Source organism: Polymorphospora rubra, assembly GCF_018324255.1.
Classification (GTDB): domain Bacteria; phylum Actinomycetota; class Actinomycetes; order Mycobacteriales; family Micromonosporaceae; genus Polymorphospora; species Polymorphospora rubra.
This window is the reverse complement of the sequence record NZ_AP023359.1, coordinates 2,865,534-2,889,091: the sequence shown is the minus strand read 5'-3', so window position 1 is coordinate 2,889,091 and position 23,558 is coordinate 2,865,534. Positions and strand designations below refer to the sequence as shown.

Below are 23,558 nucleotides of genomic sequence, written 5' to 3'. Positions count from 1 at the left end.
ACGGCGGGGCCGTTCTAGGCGTAGTGCTGAGTCACGGTCTGCGGCCCCTGACCGAGTAGAGCTGGTGGCCGCGTACGACGAGCCCGGCGTCGGGGCTGATGAGCAGGCGTTCGACGCGGGTGAGGTCGGCGTCGGTCAGGCCGGCGTCGCGCAGCCGGTCGCGGTGTTCGGCGATCGCGGTCAGGGCGAGGATCAGCCCTGGGCTGCCGGAGTGCCAGACCGGGGCGTTGATGACCGTGTCGACGTCGTGCAGTCCGGCGAGCCGCATCTGCTGGTGCAGGCGCAGGGACCATTGCGGGTCGGAGCCGGAGGCCTGGAAGACGCGCTCGTTGACCGCGCGCTGGTAGGCGGCGAACAGGTTCCGGTCGTCGGCGGTGGCTGCGTCGAGGACGACGGCGTCGGCGGTGGCGTGCCAGTCCTCGATGAGCAGGACACCGCCGGGAGTCAGGGCGGCGGCAAGGTTGGCGAGGATCTGCTCCCGCTGTGGCAGGTGCATGAGGACCAAGCGGGCGTGGATAAGGTCGAAGGCGCCGCCGGGAATCGGATCGGTGGTGATGTCGTGGCTGATCACGGTCAGCTGGGGGTGCCGGTTGACGTGCTGCGGCTTCAGGTCGGTCGCGGTCACGCTGCCGGCCGGGCCGGCCTGGGCGGCCATCCAGACAGCGACGTCGCTGCCACCAGCGCCGATCTCCAGGCAACGTTTGCCGGTCAGGTCCAGGTGGGTCAGGCGGCCGATGGTGAAGTCGTCGAGGGCCCTGGCAAGGCAGGCGAGGTGCCGGCGGGCGGACGGCTGGTCGTTGTCGTAGGCGTAGCCGAGCTCAGTAACGCTGGTGTCGGTCATGACGAGGATGCTCCAAAGGGGTCGGGGCGGGTAGGCCGGGAGTTGCCGGGCCGGAGGCGTCCGGTGCACTCCCGACCCACCCGCTGGGGAGGAAGGATCAGGCGGGAGCGAAGCCGGAGGCGATCACGTCGGCAGGGGTGAGGCCGGCCGGGATCACCCCTGCGCCCTGCAGGACGGCGATGGCGCGGGCGATCCGTTCCGGATCGAGGACACCGGCGCGCGCGTTCGACAGCACGTACGGCTGCATCAGCGCAACCTCCTGCGCGGCAGCCTGCGGGTCGGCGGACGGTACGTGCTTGTGCAGGATCTGGCCAGCCTCTTCGGGGTGATCGATGGAGTAGACGAGGCCTTCGAGAAGGGCCTCGCTGAACCGGCGCACCAGGTCCGGATCCTCCTCGATCAGCCGGGTCGGCGCGATCAGGGCGTTGCCATACAGGTCGGCGATCACGTCGGAGTACGGCAGCAGGTGCACCGGCCGGCCCTGGGCGGCTCTCTCGACGGTGCCGCGGGCGACGGTGAACTGGCCGATCCCGTCGACCTTGCCCGAGGCGAGGGTGGCCGGGGTCTGCTGCGCCGGCACGTTCAGCCACTGCACGCTGGCGGGGTCGATCCCGGCGAGCTTGGCGTAGGCGGGCCACAACAGCATCGGCGCGCCGCCAGGGACGCCGCCGATCTTCTTCCCGACCAGGTCCGCAGGCACGGTGATCCCGGATTCCCGCAGGACGGTGATGGAGTTCAGCGTGCGTTGCTGGATCGCCGCGACGGCGCGGACGCCGCCCTTGTGGTTCCCCTCCCCGAGCATGACCATCACCCCGGACAGGTCGTTCGCGGAGAACTGCGCCTGACCCGCCGCCAACAGCTTCAAGTTGTCGGCCGAGCCTTGGCCGGGCTTGATCTCGACCTCGATGTTCCGGTCGCGGAAGAAGCCCTTCTCCAGGGCCACCCAGGCGTACGCCTCCCGACCGAAGGACGCGACCGCGGTCAGATACGTCACCCGGTCCACGCCGTCCGGTGCCTTGGCCGGTGTGCCGGTAGTGCAACCGGCGGTGACCGCGAGCAGCCCGACCACCACCACGGCGACGGCCCGGCGCACGATTCCGATACTCATTTATCCTCCCCAGATGGATAAAACAGGCGCACGACAGGCGCGCCGGACCACCGGACAGCCCCAGGCGGCAGGTCGCCAGGGCCCGGCCGGCGACAGCTACACAGCGGGTCCCAGCCGGCCGAGCCCAGCCCAGATCGGCACCCGGCCGTGGGCTTCCAGCTCCTCGAGGTCTCCCGGTTCGGGCCACCACTCATCGACCGGCACCACGCCGGGCGCGAGCAGCTGCCAGCCGTCGAACAGGCCGGCGACCTCCGCCCGGCCGCGGAACGTCAGCGGCGTGGCGGTACGGGCGTTGTAGTCGGCGACGACCTCGGCGGCGTCGGCGGACAGGTCGCCAGGGGTGGTCAGGTGCGACACGGCCAGATAGCTGCCCGGCGCGGCGACCGACCGGAAGCCGGTCAGCATCGGGCCGGGATTCTGGGCGATGAAGTGCAGGACCGCGACCGCCAGGAACGCGACCGGCTCGTCGAGGTCGACCAGCCTTCGGGTGACCGGGTCGGCCAGGATCGCGTCCACGTCCCGGATGTCGGCGCACACCACACCGGCGCGCTCGTCACCAGCCAGCAGCAGGCGGCTGTGCGCCACGGCGATCGGATCGACATCGACGTACACGACCCGCCCGTCCAGCCTGTACCCGTGGACGATCTCATGCACATTGCCGACGGTCGGAAGCCCCGACCCGAGATCGACGAACTGCCGTACGCCCTCGTCGAGCAGGAACCCGACCGCCCGGCGCAGGAACGCCCTGTTCGCATAAGCCCACCGGCGAGCCCGCGGCTCAGCCGCGAGCATCTGCCGGGCCAGGGCCCGATCGACCTCGAAGTTGCTCGACCCGTCAAGCATGGCGTCATACACCCGCGCCGCGCTCGGCCGGCCCGGATCGATCCCTGAAAAGTCGCCCGTCACGGCCATCCCCGTCTCCCCACGCCCTGCCTCACGCCCGCCCTCAATTCCAATCCGTGGCAACGCGGGCCTCGAGAGCGCGCTTCGCCGGCAGGCTGCCGTGGTCGGGGCAGTGGGACGGGGTCAGGAGAACGCCGCATCCCAGGCACCATCACTGCGCCCGTCCACGCAGGACGAACCCCGTGACGAACCCGACCAGCAGTGCCATCGCGACAGCGACGACGTATCCCATCGCGACACCTCCCAGAACCGGCGATCACTGAGCCCGCCACCTCCCTCTCACCGATCGATTCGCGAAAGGCGGCCCAGCCCGCGCCAGGACGGCGATCGTCCAGCGGTCACCTGGCTGGGCACCTGATACGGGTGCCGGCCCGCCGGAAGCTCGCCGAGCGGATGCTGTTTGGCGCCCGTCCACAATCCCGAATGGCTCCACTCGCTGGATAGTGCTCAAAACGCGCCATCGAAAGGCTTTTATTGAGGCGAGAAGCCAGTAACCAGCAACTTCTCCTCCATGAAGATCATTGACGACCGCAGGTGTCAGAAATGGGCGATTAACCTGGTCAGCATCGCCGAGGCCGTGGGCGATCTTCGCTTTCCGAAGTCTTGTAGGAGCGTTTCCGCTTCCCTCCGCGGGAACAGCACGCTGTCCGCAACTACCGAGGAAGTACGGCTACTTGCCCGAGGGGATCTTGTGGCAGAACGACGCATCGAAGCAGGGGGTTGTGCAGGCGGGAGGAAGTTACAGGATCGCCATCGAACTGGGGGTGCTCACGGACGGCCGTTCCAGGTCACCACACCTTCCATATCGATAAAGACGACTTGTCACCAGTTGACGGCGTCGCCATGCTGAACCATCGGTGGCCCTGAGCTGCCGCGCGTCACGGGGGTTCCATGACCAGCCAGAGAAAGCCGACACCGAACGACCGGCTCCGGGCAGCGCGGGAGCGTCTGCCCTCGCCCAGCGGATCGGGGCATCCGATGTCCCGTCAGGAGTTGGCCGACGCGATCAACGAGTACCTCGCCGATAAGTCCTCTCCCGACGGCCCCATTGACCGTAATCAGATCGGCAGGCTCGAACGCGGACTCAACAGATGGCCCCGCGCGCCGCGGCGGGCTGCGTTCCGGGCCGTGCTCGGCGCCGGCACCGACGCCGAGCTCGGCTTCTACAACATTCGCCGGCCACGGATGCCGGCCGCTACGGGAGCCGAGCCGGTTACGGCCGTACGCCGGAACGAGGATGCCGGGTCGGCTGTCGCGGCGCGCGGCCGCCTTATATCGGGTAAGGCGGGCATCGGGCTACCGGTCCTGCAGTCGGCGGCATGGTCGTCCTCGACGGTGCCGTCGACCGGCATGCCGGCCTACACTGGCCAGGTTGAACCACCTGACGTGTTGACACGCGTCGATCAGTTCATCGCCGACTCGGCGCCTCCCTCCGCCGGAGAGGTCGACTATCAGCATCTCGTGAGGGACCTCATCGAGTGGGCTTGCCGGATGCACCGTCGCGACATACTGCAGTGGCTCAGCTGGGCCGCCGCGTCTGCCGCCGCGGCCCCGATCCTCGACGATCTCGACGCCGACGAACGCGAACGGACTCTCGGCGCGCTGGTCACGCCCAGCCGGGTCGACGACACGGTGATCGACCACATCGACGCTGTCCTGTGGCGCTGCATGCGTCAGGATGACACGCTCGGCCCGCAGGCCGCGCTGGACACCGTACTGGCCCAGCGTGGCCTGGTAGGCACCCTGCTACCGCAGGCTCCGGCAGCCGTCCGTGACCGGCTGCTGTCGCTGTACGCGAACCTGTCCCGCTTCGCCGGCTGGCTCGCCTTCGACCTCAACAACTACGACGCCGCCAGCACCTACTACGAGTCCGCGCGGGCCGCCGCCCACGACGCCCAGAACACCGAACTCGGCGCCTTCGTCCTGTGCAACATGAGCCACCTCGCGAGCTGGCGGGGCCAGCCACGCATCGGCGTCGACCACGCCCTGGCCGCACAGGGCTGGGCCGCCCAGACCAGCGACCTGAGCCTGCGGGCATACGCTTTTGACGTCGCGGCGCGGGCCCTGGCCATGGACGGCCAGCACACGGCGGTCATGCGGTCCCTGGAACAAGCCCGCACGGCACTGGAACAGGCGCAGAAGCCGTCAACCTGGGTCTACTTCTTCAGCCTCGGACAGCTCCACAGCACCGAAAGCATCTGCCACCTGCACCTCGGCGACGCGGACCGCGCGGCCCGGATCGCCGAAGACGCCTTGGCGACGATCAACACTTCCTTCGTCCGGAACCTGGCGATGACCACGCTCCGACTTGGTATAGCCCGGCTACGCGCCACCAAGCCCGACATCGCGCAGGCAGCCAAGGCCATCGGCGACGCCGCCCGGCTGGCCGCCCACAACCGGTCGGCCCGGCTGGTGGAACGGCTACAGCGTGGCTGGCGCGAACTCGAGCCCTGGCACAACGAGCCAGAGGTCAAGGACATCCGTGAACAACTCGTCGCCTACGGGCTGACCTGACCAGCGCGAAGGTCGGCAAGGCTGTCCCGCAGGTAGACGTCGAAGACCGGTGCGGCCGCGTCCGGGCCACCTTCGACCTGGCCGACCTTGCGCCAGCCCCAGTGCCGGTAGATCACCTGGGTATCGACCGCAGTCGGCTGAACCGTCAGCGTCGCCCGTTCCTCCGGCCGGCCGGCCAGGAGCGTATCGTGCAGGCGCCTCCCCACCCTCCGGCCGCGGCAGGACCGCCGTACAGCGAAGTCGAACAACAGGAAAGTCCTGCCCGGCCATTCCGCCGTCGTCTCCTGCGGCAACCTCTCGGTCAACCGCGACCAGCGCTGTGTGTCCGCTGGAACCGCGAACCCGTACGCGAACCCGACCAGGTCCGCGCCCACCCGGGCCACGGTGATCCCGAATGTCGGATCGTCGAACAGGCCGGCAAGCCGTTGCCGGTGCAGGTCCGACTCGTCGTCACGCCAGAAGAACGGCGGCTCGGAGAACACCTCGTCGTACAGCCGACAGATGTCGTCGACCAACGCCCCGGCGATCTCAACGCCGCCTGATTCCAGCCGTACGCCCACGCCCACAAGACCAGCCTAGAGATCGTCCATAACGATGCACAGGTACGCCGCGTCTTGGACGGGCATCACCAACGATGAAAGTCGAGCGGGGGGTGGACGTGTCCCTGGTCAACACCACCCTGGCGGGCCTACAGACGCTGATCGTCTGCACGCCGAACGCTTCGTGGCGATAACCATCGACGCCCTCACCAAGGGACTCGTCGACCGGTTCATGTCCGCGCTGGCTGCGGGCTGGAAGATGAGCGACGGCTACGACATCTACCTACCCTCCGCCCGCGAGGTGCGTGGCTTCCTCAACGGGGTCGCACCGTCCGCGCCGGGCGTTGCGCTGGCAGGGGGGCTGGGCTGCAACCAAGAGCCTTCGCTGCCGATGTCATCGGCGCTTGGAACCTTTCCGCCACACGGACGACCAGCACCCTCTGCCGATGCTTCCACTACGCAACGTTGACAGTCATCAGATAGATCGCTATAAAGGAGTTGATCGATGTCCGACACCACGGGGGTGGGCTGATCGTGTCATTGCCGTCGTTGCTGGAGTGTTTCTACGGCATTCCGCGGGTGGGGTCGTTCAGGTTGAGCGACGGGGCGGACCATTCGGCTTTGACATCACTGTCGCCCACCAGGTCGAGCACATGATTCGCGAGGGCGAGCTCGACGGGATCGTGGAGACGGGGTCGTTCGTCGGCGACACGCTGGAGTACCTCGGCAGGCGTTACCCATGGCTGCCGGTGGTGGGCATAGAGATTGATCCGGACTACGCCGCAGTTGCCCGACGACGCACCGATGACCTCGCGAACGTCGAGGTGCGGGTAGGTGATTCGGCAGAGTTACTTGCCGACTCTCTTCGGGTCCTGCGTAGGCCCCTTGTCTACCTCGATGCCCATTGGGGCGAGGACTGGCCGCTAGCCGCCGAACTCGGCGCGATCAACCGCGGGTTCATCGCAGTCGATGACGTTGACATCGCGGACCCGAGATTTGGCTACGACCAGTACGGCGATGTCCGCCTCGACCCAGACTTGCTACGGGTGCTTCGTCCCGATCTTGAGTGGTACGTAGGGGCACCCCGAGCCGATTACCCGCATCCGTGCCTGCAAGTGGGCCGGCGGACCGGCACGGCGTATGCCGCCGCGGGTGGCGTGGACCCCGATGTCCTCGCGCACACCTGGTTCACCCGCCCCTGGGCCAGCCAGCGTCTGCAGGGCACGGCGTCATGACGTTGCGCGTGGCTGAAGCACACAAGGGTGGAGCGATTGATGCCATCGTTGCGCAGGCTCGGTCGGTCACCGACCGAATCGGGGTGACGAGAGCGGTTCCGATCACCGCATTTGACCGGATCGGTGTTCCAGTCTGGACAACCGTGCGGCCCTCTAGCCGTCACCTGATAGTCAACGGCGGCAAGGGCCTTGACGACAGCGCAGCGGAGATCTCGGCGCGGCTGGAGTGCCTGGAGCAGGCCGTGGCCGAGCGGACCCCAGCCGACACCGTCTTGCTGACCCTGGCCGAGGCCATGGAGATCGACCCGCATGTGATCGATTACGTCCGCACCCCACTGTTCGCCGGCAATCAGCTTCGCTTGGATACCGCCTGTCATTGGATCACGGTGACGTACCTGCCCAACGGCCAATCCGGCCTGGCGCCGGTCGAGGCGGTCCACTTCCCTCCGCCGTCGGGACTGCGGCCGCTGGTGCCGGCCTCATCCACTCGCGGACTGGCGTGCGGCACCCGCCTCGAGGACGCGGTCGTACATGGCCTACTGGAAGTAATCGAACGTCACGCCGCTTCGTTGGTGCGCATCGGTGCGCTCGACACCATGCGCCTCGAGACGGAAGCTGGGCAACGGGCCACTTCGCCTTCCGACGCCTGGATGATTGTGCGCGACTTGGAGGGACGTATCCGCAGCGCATCGGTTGTGCCAGTCGTGCGCGTCGCTGTCCTCGGCCGATTCTGGTTCGCAGCGGCACAACTGACCGACGGCGAACGGCCCGAGGCGAAGTTCCGCAACGGGGGCTACGGACTCCATCCCGACCCCGCACATGCCGTGACTGCAGCGCTGCTCGAGGCGGTGCAGTCACGTGCCACCTGGATTCACGGCACTCGCGACGACCTGCCAGAAACTTCACCGGAGGCTGGTTTCGCCTTCCACGGCCATCACCCCGGCGCAGCGCAAGATCCGTTCGCCGAAGGCCCTACCGTCCAAATCGCGGACCTCCCGAGCGTCGGCACCGCCCCGAACGATCTCGAGGGCGTAGTCGACGGGCTCTCCGACCTGGGCCTACCAGCCGCATACCACCGATTCGGCGGCGACCACGGCCCCTTCCACGTCGTACGGTCGGTGGTGCCGGGCTCCGAGGACTTCTCAGCCCACCATCCTCTCGTCGGCCGGCGGCTCGTGGCAGCACTTCGCGACCGCTGGAATCTTGGCGCCAGCCGGGCGGAGGGCGCCTGATGACCCTGGTTGTGTTCGCCGGCCCGTCGGCCGGGCGGCTCTGGACCGACTGGGCGGCACGCGACGACGTCGACATGCGGCTGCCGGCGGTCCGTGGCGATGTGGCGTCCCTCGTCAACAGCGACCAGCCGGGGACACTGGTCCTGGCCGACGGCGCCTTCGACCGATCCTACGCAGTCGGACACCGCGAACTGCTCGAAGCTGCCTCACTCGGCTGGCGGATCATCGGCGTCTCATCGCTCGGCGCCATTCGAGCCACCGACCTACCCGGCACCGGGGTACGCGGCGTCGGGCAGGCGTACGGCTACCTCGTCAACACCAAGGCACCCGATGACCACCTCGCCCTGATATACGAGCCCGAGCCACCATTCCGGATCTTCGCCGAGGCGCTCTTCGACGTCCGGCAATGCCTGCGCGACAGGGCCCTCCCAGCGGAGACCGGGGCGATCGACGCGTTCCTCGAGGACGCCGCCCGATGGTGGTTCGGGGACCGCACCCGCGACCAGCTCCAAGACCGCCTGGAGACGTATGTCAGCGCCGATCGAGCCGCGCAGCTTCTCGCACCACTCGCCTCTCCGCTCTACAACCGAGCCAAGCAGCTCGACCTAATCGACCTGATGAAGGAGTTGTTGGCGCGATGATCGACCCCGTCGAGCTCTTCGGGGGCATGCCGTTCGCTAATCCAGACTTTCAACCCGAACGGCTCCTCGCCGCCACCAGCGTCGTACGCGGGGCTGAGGCCCGACGGCACGGCCTGGCAATCGAGGGAACAGCACTGTTCGATCCCAGACTCATCACCAAGGTACGCCAACAGCACCTCACCCAGGACATTCCCAGCCGGGCCCCGACATCAGCGCAGAACGCGCAGGTCGAGGAGACTCTAGGGCTGATCGCGCGCTCTGTGCCGCACTTCGCTCCGCTACTCCAGATTCCGATCCGCTTCCGGATCTTGGAGAACAGCATGGCCATCAGTGCGAGTTCGTTCGCATGGCCGCAGCACGTGTTCCTCGGCCCTGAGGCATTCGGGCGGCCAGCGCAGTTGGCGGAGCAGATTACCCATGAGATGTGCCACTGCTGGCTCTACTTCATGGAAGAGGTGACAGCAGTCCAAGCCGTCAGCGAAAGGGTTCTACGACTGCCGTCCGGAACCGCGAACCGCGACGCGGCGGAGGTCCTTGGCGCACTCCACGTGGCGGTGACTCTGCAGTTGCTGTGGGGCCGACTCGAGGTGAGCGCCGAGGAGCGGCACGACCGCGTGGTCGCGCTGCGCACATACGCCGATGGATGCATCGAATTACTTCGAGGGGCTGCCGCGTCGTATCTCACCGGCGCGGGTCACCGCCTCACTCACGACCTGGTGAGGATTCACGAACGGCTGAGTAGGGAGGTAACCCCAGCATGAGGACCTTTGGAATGTGGGGAACGCCGATCGTGCGAGACCCCAACGCGGTCTCTCCGGAGACCCTGGAGGACCTCAGGGCGCTAGTCCTGCGCGAAGACGCGCGTCAGCGCGGCACGAAGATCGGCACGTTCAACGCCTCGAAGACTGAGTCCGACCTCCTCGTCCTCTCCGACCCGCCACTGAAAGTGCTCCGCGACGCCATCGTTGAGATCGAAGGGCGCATGCTGTCGGCCCTGCGTATCGAGCATGAGGTTACCGGCCGCGGCGTGCTGGCTGAGGCGTGGGGCGTTGTCTACCACGACTGGGGCTTCCATCGTGTCCACTCGCACCACGACTCGGCATGGTCGGGCGTCTTGTACGTCGATATGGGCGATTCTCGCGACGAGGACGGGCAGATCGAGTTCCTGGACCCGCGTCCGTCGGCCTGCGCGCGGCACCCCGGCCAGCCGGCCGTGACGACGATCAAGCCCGCCACAGGAGAGATGATCCTGTTCCCGAGCTGGCTAGAGCACTGGGTGACACCGCACCAGGGCACTCGCCCGCGAATCGTCATCGCCTTCAATCTGGGCTACGGGGTGGCGGCGTGACCGCGCGGGTGCAGTGGATGTGGACGACTCCCATCCTGCTCGAGGACCTCTCGGACCAGCTCTCTCCGGACGACTTGGCAAGTCTCCGCGATGCGGCTGACGACGAACTGGTCGACGTGGCCGCCGCTTTCAATCTGCTTGACGGACTCGCCGCGGCGTTCGGTAACACCACCACGCGGTGGTCGTGCCACGTTCAAGAACTGGCGTCAGGCGATTACCGGTCGCCCGGGTACGACGCCGCCTACGTATACGCCTACCTCGTGCTGAACCGCATTGAGGGAACGCCACACGAGAACTCTGGAAACATTGTATTTGCTGATCCGCGCGCCGGAATCCAGAACGTCTTTGTCCCTGGCATGCCGTGGAACAAGGCGATCTCGATGCGCGCCGAACCGGGCCGCCTGGTCGGTGCCCCCGGCTGGGTGTCATCGATGATCACGCCGCTTGCCACCGGCGAAACGCTGGCCTTGCTACAGATCCGCGGCTGGCGCGCCTGACGCGCACCCGCCGAGCGCCGCTCCGGGCGGCGCCACACTCTCGCGCGGGCAACTCGGCTCGCGGGATGCAAAAGGAGGAGTCAAGATGGCAGACCGGCTCTCACGTTTCACGACGCCTGAGGAGCGTGCAAACGTCTCGGGCATCAACCTCAACGAGTCCGACGTCGACCAGTTTCTCGAAATGATGAAGAAGGGACTGCTCAACTCGGCGGCCGTGCACGAGGCGGCGGTTCAGGACAACTTCGGCCTCCGTGCCGAGGTAACCGTGCGCCTAAGCCGGCCCGTGAACGACGGCACCGGCGGGATCGCCGAGGTCGAGTCGTTCGCCAAGCACGGCGGCGAGATCCGTGCCTCCAAGGAGTACATCGACCCGGCCAAGAAGCCGATCGTCGACTGATCCGCTGCGGGGCCGCCGCTGCGCGGCGGCCCCGCAGCCTCGTCCAAACCGGTCGGAGGCCAACATGTCACCGCCAGCCGCCGGGGCATCGGCGCACGCAATCCAAGAGCACATCAGCTGGATACGGCGCCACGTCCTCCACGCACCTGGTGACCCGCTAGCGGCCGCGCAAGACTTCGCCCGGCTCCTGAACGCGACCAGCCACTACTTGGCGAACGGTCGACTAACCGCCATGCGCGCGCTCCAGCACACCTGGTCCGGGCAGGCTGAAACAGCGTTTCACGGGGCTACCGACCCTCACCCCGACGCTGCCTTGCGGGCAGGCGCCGAGCTCCTACGCCGCTGGGCCGGCGCACGTGGCAGCGAGCTGTTGGTAACGCTGGACCCCACGCTCGAACCGTACCGCTCGTGGCTTGCCGCCCCGCCCTCCAACGACCCGATCCAGGGCGATCCAAGAGCGTTAGCCGACCTCGCTGCCGCCCGGGCCGCCGCCCGCCGTCTACAGGCCCGCCCCGAGAGCGAACCCACCGACCTCGCCGCCGCGGTGCTCATGGTGAAGGCCGCAGCAGTTCGCGCAGCGGGCGGTGCCGCCCAACTCGTGGCCCACGTGTGCCAACGCGAAGGACTTGGAGTCCTGCCCCGACTCAAGTCTGTCCTTGACACCCCCCGACCGCAGACGCCGGCGACCGAGACCGTTCCTCCGCCGACCAGCGAGGATCTGGCCGCCCTGGCCCCCCAGGTGCGGAACTGGTCGGGATTCTCGACAGCCATGGCGGGGGTGGTGACCCTGGACCTCGAACCGCGTCTCGGCAAGCGCCGAACGTCGGCCTGCCTGCCACTAGACGCGGGTCGGTCAGTGGTGCTGGCATCCTTCGACGGGAGTCACGACGCATCCGCAAGTGTGCTGCACGAGGTGGCGCACGCCTTCACCTACTGGACCCTTGCGTCGACCCCTGAGCTGCTCCGACCGCCACGAGCGATCGACGAACAGGTCGCCCTTGACATCGAACTGCGGCTCCATCTCGCATGGGCTGAGCGGCTCGACCCGCATTCACGGATCGGATTCGTGGCCGCCGTCGAACACAGGTGGTGGCTGCTGCTCAATGACACCATGTGTCGACTAGAACGCGAGCTACACGTCCTGAAGCTACTCGACACCGGCGACACCGAAGCCGCGATCGAGCTCCTGCTTGACCAGGTGCCGCTCGCGGAGCTACGCGGCAACCCACAACTCGTTGACGAGGAACTGGCGCCGGCCAGGTATGCAACCGGTGCCACGCGAGCGCTAGCCGACTGGTCCACATCCACACCTTTCGATCAACATGTCCGCCTCGGAGCCGCGCCTGCGACACCGGCCCCAGTCGAGGCGGTCTCGGACCAGTGGCGTCGATACATGAGCGTTCTCCGACTGTGACTGATCGAGTACTCGTCGGCGGGTTGGCTTGACCTGTGCTGCCTGGTCCGGAACATGGTGAGGTGTCCAAGGACCCGTCCATCGTGGAGCCGCTTGAGCGGCTACCCGGGTTGGAGGCGCGGATCATCGAGTTGCCACGCGATGACGCCGGGTTCCGGCGGGGAAACGCGGGGTTGCGGGCGGAGGACGCAGATCTACGGGCTCGTTTGGGGCAGGAATCGTCGGGTTCGTCGCGGCCTCCATCGTCGAACGGGCTGGCTAAGCCGGCGCCGGAGTCGTGGGAGTACGGCAATCCGCACTGATTCGCTCCTGCTTCGCCACCGCCACCGCGCACGGCCGCAACATCATGAACGCCCTCACCGAAATCGTCACCGGCCGTCCCTGGCTACCAACCGGCGTAACCACCACCTGATCATTCACCTCCGACCCACACGAAAGGGAACTGCGTGAAGCGAGTTGCGGTGCCAGCCACCTCACCAGACCTGCGGCGGATGCTTCTCGCCTACACGGTCAGCACCGTCGGCACGCTGTTCGGCAGCGGTGTCGTCCTGTGGATCGCCATCACGGAGGTCGGTGTCAGCGGCAGTGAACTGGGGTTGTTGAGCGGCTTGGCGACGCTTGCTGCGGGTGCCGTCGCCCTAGTGGTCGCGCCGAGGATCGACACCTGGCACAAACGGCCAGTAATGGTGTCGCTGGATCTGCTGGCGGGCGCCGCCCTGCTCAGCCTCAGCCTCGCCACCTGGGCAGGAACGGTGACTCTGCTGCACCTGGCGGCGGCGCTCGCTACTCAAATGTCGGCCGCGATCCTCTTTGTCGCCGCAAGTACTCCGATGCTCAAACACATCGGTCACGATCGTCTGGATTGGGCGCTCGGCCGGCAGGAGTCGGTATTCTGGGCAGCCCAGCTGATCGGCCCACCTGCCGGGGGCGTGGTGACCTCCGCCATCGGCCCGTCCCTGACCCTCACCTGTAACAGCGCGTCGTTCCTGGTATCTGCCATCCTGCTGGCCAGGATCTCCGAACCAGGTCCCGCTGCCGAACGAGTGTCGACCGGCCTTCGGGTTGGCGTGGGCCTGCGAACCATCTGGCGACTGCCCCCTCTTCGTGCCCTCTATGTCAATGCCGTACTCTTCGGCTCCGCCCTCATGGCCACGACCCCGATCCTGGCGCTGTTCATCGTGCGCGACCTGGGCCTGTCCGCGTGGGAGTACGGGCTGATCCTCGGCGTCCCATGCCTCGGCGGGATGCTCGCGGGCACGCTGTCGCACCGGTTGATCCGGCGCTGGGGAAGGGAACGGATCCTTCGCAGCACCGGACTGGTCCGCGTCGTCTGGCTGCTTCCCCTCGCCGCGATACCGGCGGGGCCCGCAGCGGTCGCTGCGATCCTGACTATGCAGTTCGGCCTGCTCTTCACCGCAGGACTGTTCAACCCGACCTTCGCGTCTGCGCGGATGGCGGTCACCCCAGCGGACCGGCTCAGCGCGGTCGTCGGTAGCTGGGCGGCCACCACCCGACTGATTCACCCAATAGCCATCGGGGTGATCGGCCTCCTAGCCGAGATCCTGGGTGTACGCACCGCGCTCGCGATCGGCGCCGGGCTGGGGGCGTTAAGCATCCTTCCGCTGCTGAGTCGGTCATTCCGCGATCAACCAAGCCAAGACGCGATCGGGGATGGCGCCGCCACAAGCGACAGCGCGCAGATCGTCCTCGCGCCCCGCAGCGACACAACGAGCCGCGACACCCCCGCAACGGACGTTGGGCGGCCGGGCGGCGTCCGCACCAACTGACATCCACCGCGCGCCCCCAGCGCCTGCCAAGTGTCGGCGTACTCGCTCGATCAAGGAGCTGCGTACAGAGTTGGAGATCTCTGAGTTGATTGGGCATCGGTGGATGGCGCTATACGGCGGATTGAAGGCCGACGACGCTATCGGCTCAAGGACCTGAACGGGACAACAGCCGGCTGAGAGGATCGTCGCCGACCAGCTCCTCGATATCGAAATACGCAAGGAGTTGAACCGGGGAAACGGGTAAGCGGCCTGACGGCCGGCGTACGAGGCGCCGCCGTCGGCGTGCCGAATGTCGTGGCCCTTGCCACCGGCGACGGCTACGTCAGCAAGGGAACGGCCTCTGAGGCGCCGACCCTGCCGTACTTCTACTGCGGCACCTGGACCGAGTCACCGCCGGCGCCGAGATCCCGATCGAACAGATGCGGGCGGCCGCGCGGGAGTTCCTGACCACCGGCGACCGCCCCACCTGCGTCACCTGGCAGTAGGCCCGCCAGGCCGCCAGTCGCCGGCTACGCGGCCTTGCGTCCCTGGCGTGGAACGAGCCTGGTGGTGGCTTCGGCGGTGGATCGTTTGAGTTCCTGGAGTACGGAGGTGTAGGTGTCGGCGGTCAGTTTGTAGTTGGCGTGGCCGAGAGTGTCCTGGATTTCCTTGATGCTGGCTCCGGCGGCGAGCATGAGGGTCGCGGCGGTGTGCCGCAGGTCGTGGAACCGTACGGGTGGCAGGCCGCTGCGGGTGACGAGCCGTTCGAAGCGTGTGCTGATCGTGTCGGGGTGCCAGGGCTGGCCGTCGGGGCGGACGAAGAACACGTCCGTGCGGGGCCACGCGGGGCCGGCGGCGAGTCTCCATCGTGCCCGGCGGGCGAGGTAGGCGCGTAGGACAGCGACGGTTTCGGTGGCGAGTGGGATGATCCGGTCGCCGGCGGCGGACTTGACGTCCTTTTCGATGACCTTGTAGCCGACGGTGGTGCGCTGGCTGGTGATGGTGATGCCGGCGGCGTCGAGGTCGATGTCGTAGTCGTGCAGGCGCGCGAGTTCGCCGCGTCGTGGGCCGCGGTGGATGGCGAGGTCGAACAGGGCGTACAGCTCGGGGTCGTGGGTTTCGGCGTAGTCGAGGAAGTGGCCGGCCTGGGGCGGGGTCCAGACCATGACGGGGCTGGGGCGGCGCCCGGTGCGGCGCCACCGGTTGATGGCCATGTCGGTCCAGAGCTTGGGCCGTGGTGGTGTGCCGGAGGGCAGGTCGACCGATTCGGCGGGGTTGTGGTCGACGAGCTTGTGGCGGTATTTGCGGCGGGCGTCGTTGAGTGCCTTGCGCAGGGTGGCGAGGATCCGTTTCTGGCTGGCGGGTCCGACGGTGCGGGCGCCCTTGATCTTGTCGCGGAAGATTCTGTCGGGGTGGTCGCGGGCGGCGGTGATCTCGGCGTTGCGGGTCTCGATGGCGGCGAAGACGGCCTGAATGTGTCCAGCGGTGAGTTCGTGCAGCGGCATCTGGCCGAGCTGGGGAATCCAGTATCGGGTGATGTGGTCGCGGTAGCTGGCCATGGTCGCTGGCGAGAGTCCGGTCCGGTGTGTGATCCAGGTGGTGAGGTAGTCGCCGAGGGTGAGCGCGGCGTCGGTGGGGGTGGGGGCGTGGATGCGGTGTGCGACGTGGTCGCGGTCGGGTAGCGGGTCGCCGGGCTTGCAGGCGTGAAGGAGGTCGGCGACGTGGCGGCGCAGGATCTTGTCGCGGCCTGCGAGGCCGAGCAGGTTGCGGGCGTGGTCGCGTTCGGTGACGGCGTCTTCGCGGGTGTCGAAGCCGGTGCGGCGTAGCGGTCGGCGCTTGCCGGTGGCGTCGGTGGGTAGTTCGAGCTGGTAGCCCCAGGTGCCGTGGTGGGGGTTCCAGCCGTTGCCGCGGCGCAGTTTGGGGCATTGGGCGCCGAGGCGCTTGCCGTTGTCGCGGCAGCTGCAGCGTTTGGTGATGGAGCCGTCGGCCATGATGTCGGGTTCTCCTCACCGGCGTCCCCGGGCGGGGGCGTCGGGTTGTGGGGTGTCGTTGGTTGGTGATCGACGCTCGTTTCGGCGGGGTGATCAAGTCGCCGGTGGTGGGCGATCGGAGTGGTTGGCGGGGACGCCGAGGGTGGTGAGGATGGCGGGGACGGAGACGCGGTAGCGGGATCCGATCCGCAGGACCGGCACGGGCAGGTGGCCGGTTCGGGCCAGTTCGTAGGCGCGGCTGCGGGACAGGCCGAAGATGGCGGCGGCGGTGGCGATGTCGGTGGTCGCGCCGAGGGCGCGGATCCGCTCGACGGTCCAGGCAGGACGGCCCTGGGTGGACGGGGTCGGCTCCGTTGGGGTGGCGGGGTTGGTGGTCATCTCGATTCCTTCATGTGGGGTGTTCACGGTGGCGAGCCAGCGCAGTAGGCGGGGCAGGTTGCGGCGCGGGCCGTAGGCGAGGTAGGTGCCGTCGACGGAGTGGCAGCCGATCGAGGCGGCGTAGCGCAGGCGGGTGAGGCTGTTGACCCGGCCGAGGTGGGCTCGCTTGCCGTGTGCGACTGCTGCGGCGACGAGGCCGGCGGCCGCGGGGCCGAGTTTCCAGTCGGTGGTGCCGCCGATGAACAGCACGTCGAACTCGTTCCAGGGGACGGTGTGGTGTTCCAGGCCGTCCTGGGCGACGAGCGCCGCCGGGTAGCCGGCGGCGCGGATGCGGGCGAGCATCGGGGTGGCGGCGGTGAGGGTCGCGGCGGCGTTTCCGGGTACGTCCGGGGCGGTGGCGAACGCGCACCGGCCGGCATGCTGGCGTCGTCGTGCCAGCCAGGCCAGGTAGGCGGTGTCGCCGGGGTAGCGGCCGGTGTAGGCGGAGTTGTCGGCGCACCAGTTCCAGCCGGGGCGTACGGCGTTGCCAGCGGCCGGGGTGGCGATCATGCCGAGCAGGCCGGCCGCTATCGCCTCACGGACGGCGGGGCCGGACGCGGTGGCGTAGTAACGCACGGCAGGCGACGACGGCGCCGATGACGGCGAGGGTGGCGGTCATCTTCGCGAACAGTTGGCCGCCGATCGCCGTAGCGACCGGTATCCCGGCGATCGCCAGGAAGATGACGGTGTCGACGAGCGCGCCGGCGGCGTTGGACGCCGTCGCGGCGCGGATCCAGCCGCGGCGGCGCAGCGGCTGGTAGACGGCCAGGTCGACCAGTTCGGCGATAGCGAACGCGATACCGGACGCGACCGCGAGACGCGGGCCGGCGGTGCCGGCGCAGGCGAGGGTCCCGGCGAGGATCGCCGCGAAGAGGCCGGCGCGATTCCAGTGCTCGTGTACCCAGTCGCGGGCCAGCAGGACCAGGCCGGCGGCCCAGGTGCCGGCGGTGGCGTGCAGCCCGAGCCCGACGGGGATGAGTCCCCATCGGGCGGTGGCGAGGTTCGCCACCACGGCCAGGCTGACGAAGCACGTCACGGCGGTCACCGGGGCCATCCGTCGCAGAGTTTCCGCGCTGGGGCGGCTCTGCCGCCGTGGCCGTCGCCGGCCGGTCGCGGATCCGGGCCGGTTCGGCAGGTGCGTGGGGGTGTTCATCGGAAGCTGTTCCTCGTTCCAGGAGAAGGAAGGGCCCGCCACCGTGTGGTGGCGGGCCCTGGGATGGGGATGACGGGTGGGATGCAGGCGGGTGGCTACCTGGTGGCGTTCCACGGCGGGTTGGCGGCTGGTGGCAACGTCCACCGGTGCGGGCACAGCAGCAGCCGCAGCGCGGCGGCCGCCTGTTGGGGGACGACGCCGTTGCCGAGGACCCGTAGCGCGAGGGTGCGGGGCAGGTCGAGTTCGGGGGCGGTGACCCAGTGCTCGTCGAGGCCCATCAGCCATTCCACGAACGGCGGGGCGAGGACTGGCTTGCCGTGCCGGCCGGGCTGGGTCGGGTTCGGTGCCGGTCGGCCGAGCAGGGTTTCCCAGCGGGCGACCGCTGGGGCGTAGGCGCCCCAGCGGGCTTCGTCCGGCTGGGCCTGTTCTGGGAGGTTGGCGATGGTGGAGCGTAGGTCGGGTCCGCCGGTGCCGTGTCGGCCCGGTCCTCGGCCGTCGGAGGCGGTCGGTGTCGGCAGGGTCCGGGTTGGGATCCGGACCGCGGCGGAGGGCAGGGTCAGGTCACCGTGCGACCCGCGTTGTCCCGGGCAGCCCTTGGCGCCGTCGCTGGCGCGTGGGGTGGGCAGCAGTCGGGTGGCGTCGGTCAGCGTTCGGCCGTGGTGGTCGATCGGCATGTTCCTGCTGGCGGTGGCGTTGGCTGATGACCGGCTGTCCGCCGCTGTTGGTGTGGGCAGCAGCCGCCTCGCACGGCTGGGGCCCCTCGCGGTGTCGGCGTCTTCCCCGGTCGCCGTTGGTAGTTGCGCGGCCCACTGGTGCAGGCCGGGCCGGCGGGCCGCACGGGGTGATGGTGACCGGTTGGATCCGTAGACCGTGGCGGTTGGTGTGGGTAGCAGGTTGTTGCGGGTACCGGCGGGTTCGACGAGGTCGGGCAGCCCGTACTGGTGGCCGGGGCCCTTGCCGTCACGGGCGCACGGCGTCGGCAGCGTCGGCACCCCCTCGACTGGTGGGAGTGGCCACCTTCTTATCTGGACAGTTCAGGTTCTGGCGATTCTGCGGACGACTCGTTGAGCCCCTACGTTGTCCAGCGTGCGTGTGATGAAGGTTGTTGATGCCCGGCCCGGGTGGCCGGCGGTGGAGTTGGTTGACGACACCGGCGTGCCTGTAGCTGATGTGGCCGGGTTTCTTCGCCTGTTGACGGTGCGCGACTATTCGCCGAACACGGTCCGTGCCTATGCGTACGACTTGCAGAAGTTGTACCGGTTTCTGCACGAGCGTGGCTTGACGGTCGAGGAGTTCCGGCCTGCGCTGGCGGTGAGTTTCATCGAGTGGTTGCGAACCCGTTCGTCGAGCCGTAAGGCACAGAGACTGGATCTTGCTTTGACCGCCGGGAACGGCCGGTTGCTGGCGGCCAAGACCTGTAACCGGGTGCTGGCTGCGGTGTCGTCGTTCTTCGAGTACCTGATCAGCGTCGAACGCTACGGCGGCGCCGATAACCCGATCGTGACGATTCCTGACCAGGCTGCGGCTCGAGTTCCCGGCCGACCTCGGGCGCCGCTGGTGACGTCGCGTCCCCAGCGGCCGGTACGTCGGGCGTTGCGGATCAAGACGGTGGAGTCGCTGCCACGACCGATGTCCGACGACACCTATGTCGCCTTGCTGGGCGTGCTGCGCACCCGGCGGGACCGCGCTCTGCTGGAGCTGATGTGGGAAGGCGGCCTGCGGCCAGGAGAGGTCCTGGGCCTGCGGCTGGACGACATCTCCTACGGACGCCGGCGAATCGTGGTGCGCCACCGGACCGATCACCCGGCAGGAGTGCGACAGAAATCCCGCCGGGACCGGACCGTCGACCTGCTGGAAGGCCGGGCCTTACCGGCCGTCAGCGACTACGTCATGCACGAACGCCCCGCCGACGCCGACACCGGCTACGTGTTCCTCGTCGGCGGTCGCGGCCAGCGACGATTAGAGGCGTTGAGCTACGACGGCTTGGTGCGTATGTTCGCCCGGGCCGCCCGGCGTGCCGGCGTGCGCGACGCCTGGCTGACACCCCATGCGCTGCGCCATACGCACGCGACCCGCATGTTCGAAGGCGGGATGCGAGATTTGACCCTGATGACCAGGCTCGGGCATGCCAGCCCCGACTCGACGAAGATCTACACCCGGGTCAGCGATCCCGACGTGATCAAGGACTACCGGGCCGCGATCGGGGACACCGCACCATGAGCGGAGCCGCTCTGCGCCTGCAGGCGTCACCGCCACCGCCCCTGGTCGGTGACCCACAACATTGCCCGGCCGAGGAGTACACGTCGTTTGTCGAGCACAGCGGCATCTACAGCCCTGACCGCAAGATCCGGCTGCATCGCCGACACGTCCGCTTCCTGCGCCAGTTCCCCGAGCTGGAGAGCTGGTTCGACCAGCCGCTGCGGCAGCGGCTCGGGTGGCGCAACAAGGACACCCAAACCCGGCGCCGCGGCCCCGGGGATGACTTCGACGTCACCGCCGGCTGGATCAACTACAACGCCCGCGACTACCTGATCTACCTGGCCCTGACCGGTCGGCTGCGGCTGGACTGGGGCTGGCTGCTCGGCATCGGTGTGATCAAACCGTGGCCGATCGCCGACCAGCTCGGCCTGCCACTGACCGCCCAGGTCGACCAACTCCGCGAGCAGGTGACCGCGCTGGGGCACAACCCCGACAGCAGCACGTTCCGGGTGTCCTGGACCGTGATGCGACTGGTGCTGCACCGCGGCGACCCTGACCTGCACGCGATCACCGCCGACGATGTCGAGCAACTGCGGGCTACCATCCGCACCCTCGACCAGATCCCCGGCATCGCCGAGGTCCTCAGTCCGCGGCACCTCACGACGATCAAGAACGCGTGGGGCACCAACGTGTTCCGCACCGGGATATCGTTGTTCCACGCCGGAATCACCGACCGGCTACCTCAGCGCAACGCGCCCAAGCCGTTGCCACCGATGAGCCCGCAGCCTCGCATCGCCGCGGTGATGGACCGCTACCTGATCGAACGAGCCCTCATCGTGCGCCCCGACTCGATGAGCGCGAGCCGGGCGGCGATGCGACGCCTGGGCAGCTGGCTGACCCAGCAACGCCCGGCCGTGGAGAGCCTGGCCGAGCTGAGCCGCGCCGACCTGCTGGACTTCATGACCTGGCTGGCCGGGCAACGCAAGGTCAAGCACCCCGAGCAGCCGCTCGGCGACGCCTACCGCCGCAGCATCATCTCCGAAGTCACCGTGTTCTTCCGCTACGGAGCCCACGCCGAGTGGACCGACATGCCCGCGCGCCCCGTGCTGACCCGCCTGGACGTGCCCCGGGCGGTCCAACGCGTCCCACGATTCATCCCGGCCCACCAACTCGAACCGCTCATGACCGCGATCCGCGCCATCGAATGCCCGCTGCAACGGTGCGCACTGCTGGTCGCCCGGTGGAGCGGCGCCCGCCGCGGAGAGATCCGCCGACTGCACCTCGACTGCCTCGACGCCTACCCCGACGGCACCCCGCGGCTGCGGCTCGCCGCCGGCAAATCACTCAAAGAACGCACCGTGCCGATCCACCCCGAAGCCGCTGAAGCGATCCGCGCCGTCCATGAGCTGCGTGCCGGACACCAGGACCGCGGGATCCACGACAAGGACCTCGGCAAGACCGTGCGCTACCTGTTCCTCAACAACGGCCGGCTCGCCGATGTCGAATACCTGTTCGCGGTGCCGCTCGGGCGCATCTGCGACGAGCTCGGCATCCTCAACGCCGACGGCAAGCCGGCCATCCACCCCCACCGGTTTCGGCACACGCTGGGCACCCAACTGGCTGAGAAAGGCGCCCGCACCCAGACGATCATGAAGATCCTGGGGCACCTCAGCGCGGGCATGTCGATGACCTATTCACAGATCTCCGACCCGACCGTGCTGGCCGACTACCAAGCGGTCCTGCAACCCGGCGCCGCCCTCGCCGGACCCCTTGCCGACACCCTGCGCCGCGGTGAACTGGACCAGACCGCGCTCGACTGGCTACAGACCAACTTCTATAAGACCGAACTCGAACTCGGCCACTGTCTGCGCCTACCCCAAGAAGGGCCATGCGAGTGCGACATCTACCTGACCTGCCCCAAGTTCGTCACCACACCCCAGTATGTCCCTCGGCTACAAGAGCGGCTGCGCACCGAGGAACGACTCATCGCCGACGCCACCGAACGCGGCTGGGCCCGCGAGATCGAACGACACCGCTGCACCGCCGACCGCATCCACGGCCTGCTCCACGAACTGGCCAAGCACGCACCACCTGGTGAGTAAACCCCGCCCGACAGGAACAGGGTCGCCGCTGGCAACGTGATCAGGAAGGATGCGGTCATGACCTATCCGTCGCCCCTGCCTGATCCGGGAACGGACACCACCCGCCGCTACGTGATAACCACGCGCGCTGACGACGAGGGACGATGCGCCCGGTACCTGGACCTGCTCCACGGCAACTTCATCCACCGACCTGACGGAGATCAGGCTGAGTTCATCAGCGATCTGAAACACGATGCCGAGCAGATCAGCGACGCTGAGCTCACCTTTCTGCTGCAAATCGATGGCCGTCCGGAATGGCGGAAGCGGCTCACCGCCGCCTGGCTCATCGGTCTCAGTCAAAGAACCCAGTTCCGCGACAGTATCGGCGAACTGCTGCTGGAAAGCCGGGTCTGCTTCAGCGGCCAAGGCTACTGCGTCGCGCTGGCCGCCTTCGGCACTCAGCGCGACGCAGAACTCCTGATTGGCTACCTCGATCATTACCTGCCTCAGGTCGACCTGCGCTACGACCAGGACTGGGCACTCGGCGCGCTCATGCACCTCGACACCAGCCTCGGCACCCACCACGCCGACCGATACCTGGCATCCGAGGGGCTCTGGGAAACCTGGAACAATCGCTACCCCTCAAGCCAGATAGACCCGGCCAGCTACCAGCACCTCATTGCCACAGCCGTTGGATTGTGACGTCCACCACATTGATCGAGAACTGTCCAGATAAAGCAGGAACAGCCGGTCGCGGCGGTGGGGTGCGCCGATGTCGGATGCGCGTAGGCATAGCCAGCTCGTGTCGTACCCGATCTCGGCCAGGTCGGCGTGGACGACGTCGAAGCCCCGTCGTAGGAGGGCGGCGACGTTCTCCACGAAGACGAGCCGGGGTCGAAGTACCCGAACGGCTTCGGCGACGTGCTTCCAGACGCTGGAGTGTGTTCCGGTGATGCCGGCGCGCTTGCCGGCGTTGGAGATGTCCTGGCACGGGAAGCCGGCGGTGAGGATGTCGACCGGGGCGACCGTCGTCCAGTCGACGGTACGGATGTCGCCGAGGTTGGCGACGTCGGGCCAGTGGTGGGCCAGGACGGTGGTGGCGTGGCGGTCGGTTTCGGCGTACCAGGCGAGCCGGCCGCCGAGCACCAGTTCGACGGCCAGGTCGAGTCCGCCGTACCCGCTGCACAGCGATCCGATCCGGGGCCCGGCCTGCGGGGCGGGGCGCTCACTCACGCCACCTTCCGCACCTGGCTGCCACCACGACCGCCCGGTCGCGAAGCGC

General features: G+C 68.1%; 24 protein-coding genes. 15 read left to right on the top strand and 9 right to left on the bottom strand.

The features are described from left to right. Positions 1–31: 31 nt before the first annotated feature. The 3 genes from Prubr_RS13340 to Prubr_RS13330 all read right to left on the bottom strand — a co-directional run bounded on the left by Prubr_RS13340 (position 32) and on the right by Prubr_RS13330 (position 2,861). Positions 32–841, bottom strand: a complete 810-nt coding sequence (locus tag Prubr_RS13340) for a class I SAM-dependent methyltransferase (RefSeq protein ID WP_212825337.1) — start codon at positions 839–841, stop codon at positions 32–34. Between the two features lie 97 nt (positions 842–938). Then, the gene (locus Prubr_RS13335; RefSeq protein ID WP_212825335.1) at positions 939–1,949 is read right to left on the bottom strand and encodes an ABC transporter substrate-binding protein; all 1,011 of its coding nucleotides are present in this window, start codon (positions 1,947–1,949) and stop codon (positions 939–941) included. A gap of 96 nt (positions 1,950–2,045) precedes the next feature. After that, positions 2,046–2,861, bottom strand: coding sequence for an SAM-dependent methyltransferase (locus tag Prubr_RS13330; RefSeq protein ID WP_212825333.1), 816 nt, complete (start codon positions 2,859–2,861; stop codon positions 2,046–2,048). 882 nt (positions 2,862–3,743) lie between these two features. On the opposite strand from Prubr_RS13330, the gene Prubr_RS13325 reads away from it, so the two are divergent. After that, positions 3,744–5,366: an NsdA family TPR-like regulatory protein gene (locus Prubr_RS13325; RefSeq protein ID WP_212825332.1), complete on the top strand. Its 1,623-nt coding sequence runs from the start codon at positions 3,744–3,746 to the stop codon at positions 5,364–5,366. Here the strand turns inward: Prubr_RS13325 and Prubr_RS13320 are convergent. Beyond that, positions 5,351–5,932, bottom strand: coding sequence for a GNAT family N-acetyltransferase (locus Prubr_RS13320; protein ID WP_212825330.1), 582 nt, complete (start codon positions 5,930–5,932; stop codon positions 5,351–5,353). The genes Prubr_RS13325 and Prubr_RS13320 overlap by 16 nt on opposite strands. A 157-nt stretch (positions 5,933–6,089) precedes the next feature. Here Prubr_RS13320 and Prubr_RS13315 point away from each other — a divergent pair, with 157 nt between their 5' ends. The 11 genes from Prubr_RS13315 (at position 6,090) to Prubr_RS38205 (ending at position 14,941) form a co-directional block, all read left to right on the top strand. After that, the gene (locus Prubr_RS13315; protein WP_212825328.1) at positions 6,090–6,374 is read left to right on the top strand and encodes a hypothetical protein; all 285 of its coding nucleotides are present in this window, start codon (positions 6,090–6,092) and stop codon (positions 6,372–6,374) included. 184 nt (positions 6,375–6,558) lie between these two features. Next, the gene (locus tag Prubr_RS13310) at positions 6,559–7,140 is read left to right on the top strand and encodes an O-methyltransferase (protein ID WP_212825327.1); all 582 of its coding nucleotides are present in this window, start codon (positions 6,559–6,561) and stop codon (positions 7,138–7,140) included. Then, positions 7,137–8,372 carry a YcaO-like family protein gene (locus Prubr_RS13305; RefSeq protein ID WP_212825325.1) on the top strand — a complete coding sequence of 412 codons (1,236 nt, stop codon included), beginning with the start codon at positions 7,137–7,139 and terminating at the stop codon, positions 8,370–8,372. Before Prubr_RS13310 ends, Prubr_RS13305 begins: the two co-directional genes overlap by 4 nt. Then, the gene (locus Prubr_RS13300; RefSeq protein ID WP_212825323.1) at positions 8,372–9,013 is read left to right on the top strand and encodes a TfuA-like protein; all 642 of its coding nucleotides are present in this window, start codon (positions 8,372–8,374) and stop codon (positions 9,011–9,013) included. The genes Prubr_RS13305 and Prubr_RS13300 overlap by 1 nt, the downstream gene beginning before the upstream one ends. Beyond that, complete coding sequence (locus Prubr_RS13295) at positions 9,010–9,774, top strand: aKG-HExxH-type peptide beta-hydroxylase (RefSeq protein ID WP_212825321.1); 765 nt, start codon at positions 9,010–9,012, stop codon at positions 9,772–9,774. Before Prubr_RS13300 ends, Prubr_RS13295 begins: the two co-directional genes overlap by 4 nt. Then, positions 9,771–10,361, top strand: a complete 591-nt coding sequence (locus Prubr_RS13290) for a TIGR02466 family protein (protein WP_212825319.1) — start codon at positions 9,771–9,773, stop codon at positions 10,359–10,361. The genes Prubr_RS13295 and Prubr_RS13290 overlap by 4 nt, the downstream gene beginning before the upstream one ends. Continuing rightward, on the top strand, positions 10,358–10,858 hold the full coding sequence (locus Prubr_RS13285) for a hypothetical protein (protein WP_212825317.1): 501 nt from the start codon (positions 10,358–10,360) through the stop codon (positions 10,856–10,858). The genes Prubr_RS13290 and Prubr_RS13285 overlap by 4 nt, the downstream gene beginning before the upstream one ends. An 85-nt stretch (positions 10,859–10,943) precedes the next feature. Continuing rightward, positions 10,944–11,255 carry a hypothetical protein gene (locus Prubr_RS13280; protein ID WP_212825315.1) on the top strand — a complete coding sequence of 104 codons (312 nt, stop codon included), beginning with the start codon at positions 10,944–10,946 and terminating at the stop codon, positions 11,253–11,255. A gap of 232 nt (positions 11,256–11,487) precedes the next feature. Continuing rightward, positions 11,488–12,669: a hypothetical protein gene (locus tag Prubr_RS13275; protein ID WP_212825313.1), complete on the top strand. Its 1,182-nt coding sequence runs from the start codon at positions 11,488–11,490 to the stop codon at positions 12,667–12,669. Positions 12,670–13,160: 491 nt separating this feature from the next. Beyond that, entirely contained in the window at positions 13,161–14,456 is a 1,296-nt protein-coding gene (locus tag Prubr_RS13270) for an MFS transporter (RefSeq protein ID WP_212825311.1), read from the top strand. 368 nt (positions 14,457–14,824) lie between these two features. Then, positions 14,825–14,941, top strand: coding sequence for an Imm1 family immunity protein (locus Prubr_RS38205; protein ID WP_212827979.1), 117 nt, complete (start codon positions 14,825–14,827; stop codon positions 14,939–14,941). 24 nt (positions 14,942–14,965) lie between these two features. Here the strand turns inward: Prubr_RS38205 and Prubr_RS13260 are convergent, their stop codons facing one another. From Prubr_RS13260 to Prubr_RS13245, 4 genes are all read right to left on the bottom strand, one after another. After that, positions 14,966–16,426, bottom strand: a complete 1,461-nt coding sequence (locus Prubr_RS13260) for a tyrosine-type recombinase/integrase (protein WP_212825309.1) — start codon at positions 16,424–16,426, stop codon at positions 14,966–14,968. A gap of 93 nt (positions 16,427–16,519) precedes the next feature. Further along, positions 16,520–17,419 carry a hypothetical protein gene (locus Prubr_RS38200; protein WP_425518011.1) on the bottom strand — a complete coding sequence of 300 codons (900 nt, stop codon included), beginning with the start codon at positions 17,417–17,419 and terminating at the stop codon, positions 16,520–16,522. Beyond that, positions 17,379–17,888, bottom strand: coding sequence for a VUT family protein (locus Prubr_RS13250; protein ID WP_212825307.1), 510 nt, complete (start codon positions 17,886–17,888; stop codon positions 17,379–17,381). Before Prubr_RS13250 ends, Prubr_RS38200 begins: the two co-directional genes overlap by 41 nt. A gap of 203 nt (positions 17,889–18,091) precedes the next feature. Further along, entirely contained in the window at positions 18,092–18,988 is an 897-nt protein-coding gene (locus tag Prubr_RS13245) for a hypothetical protein (protein WP_212825305.1), read from the bottom strand. A 103-nt stretch (positions 18,989–19,091) separates the two neighbouring features. Here Prubr_RS13245 and Prubr_RS13240 point away from each other — a divergent pair, with 103 nt between their 5' ends. Genes Prubr_RS13240 through Prubr_RS13230 form a run of 3 tightly spaced genes read left to right on the top strand, consistent with a single transcriptional unit; the run spans position 19,092 to position 22,978 of the window. Beyond that, on the top strand, positions 19,092–20,216 hold the full coding sequence (locus Prubr_RS13240) for a tyrosine-type recombinase/integrase (RefSeq protein WP_212827975.1): 1,125 nt from the start codon (positions 19,092–19,094) through the stop codon (positions 20,214–20,216). Next, positions 20,213–22,297 carry a tyrosine-type recombinase/integrase gene (locus Prubr_RS13235; protein WP_212825303.1) on the top strand — a complete coding sequence of 695 codons (2,085 nt, stop codon included), beginning with the start codon at positions 20,213–20,215 and terminating at the stop codon, positions 22,295–22,297. Before Prubr_RS13240 ends, Prubr_RS13235 begins: the two co-directional genes overlap by 4 nt. 57 nt (positions 22,298–22,354) lie before the next feature. Continuing rightward, positions 22,355–22,978, top strand: coding sequence for a DUF6000 family protein (locus tag Prubr_RS13230; protein WP_212825301.1), 624 nt, complete (start codon positions 22,355–22,357; stop codon positions 22,976–22,978). Here Prubr_RS13230 and Prubr_RS13225 read toward each other — a convergent pair. Beyond that, positions 22,919–23,509, bottom strand: coding sequence for a DNA cytosine methyltransferase (locus Prubr_RS13225; RefSeq protein ID WP_212825299.1), 591 nt, complete (start codon positions 23,507–23,509; stop codon positions 22,919–22,921). The two genes, Prubr_RS13230 and Prubr_RS13225, sit on opposite strands and share 60 nt — an antisense overlap. Positions 23,510–23,558 lie beyond the last annotated feature (49 nt).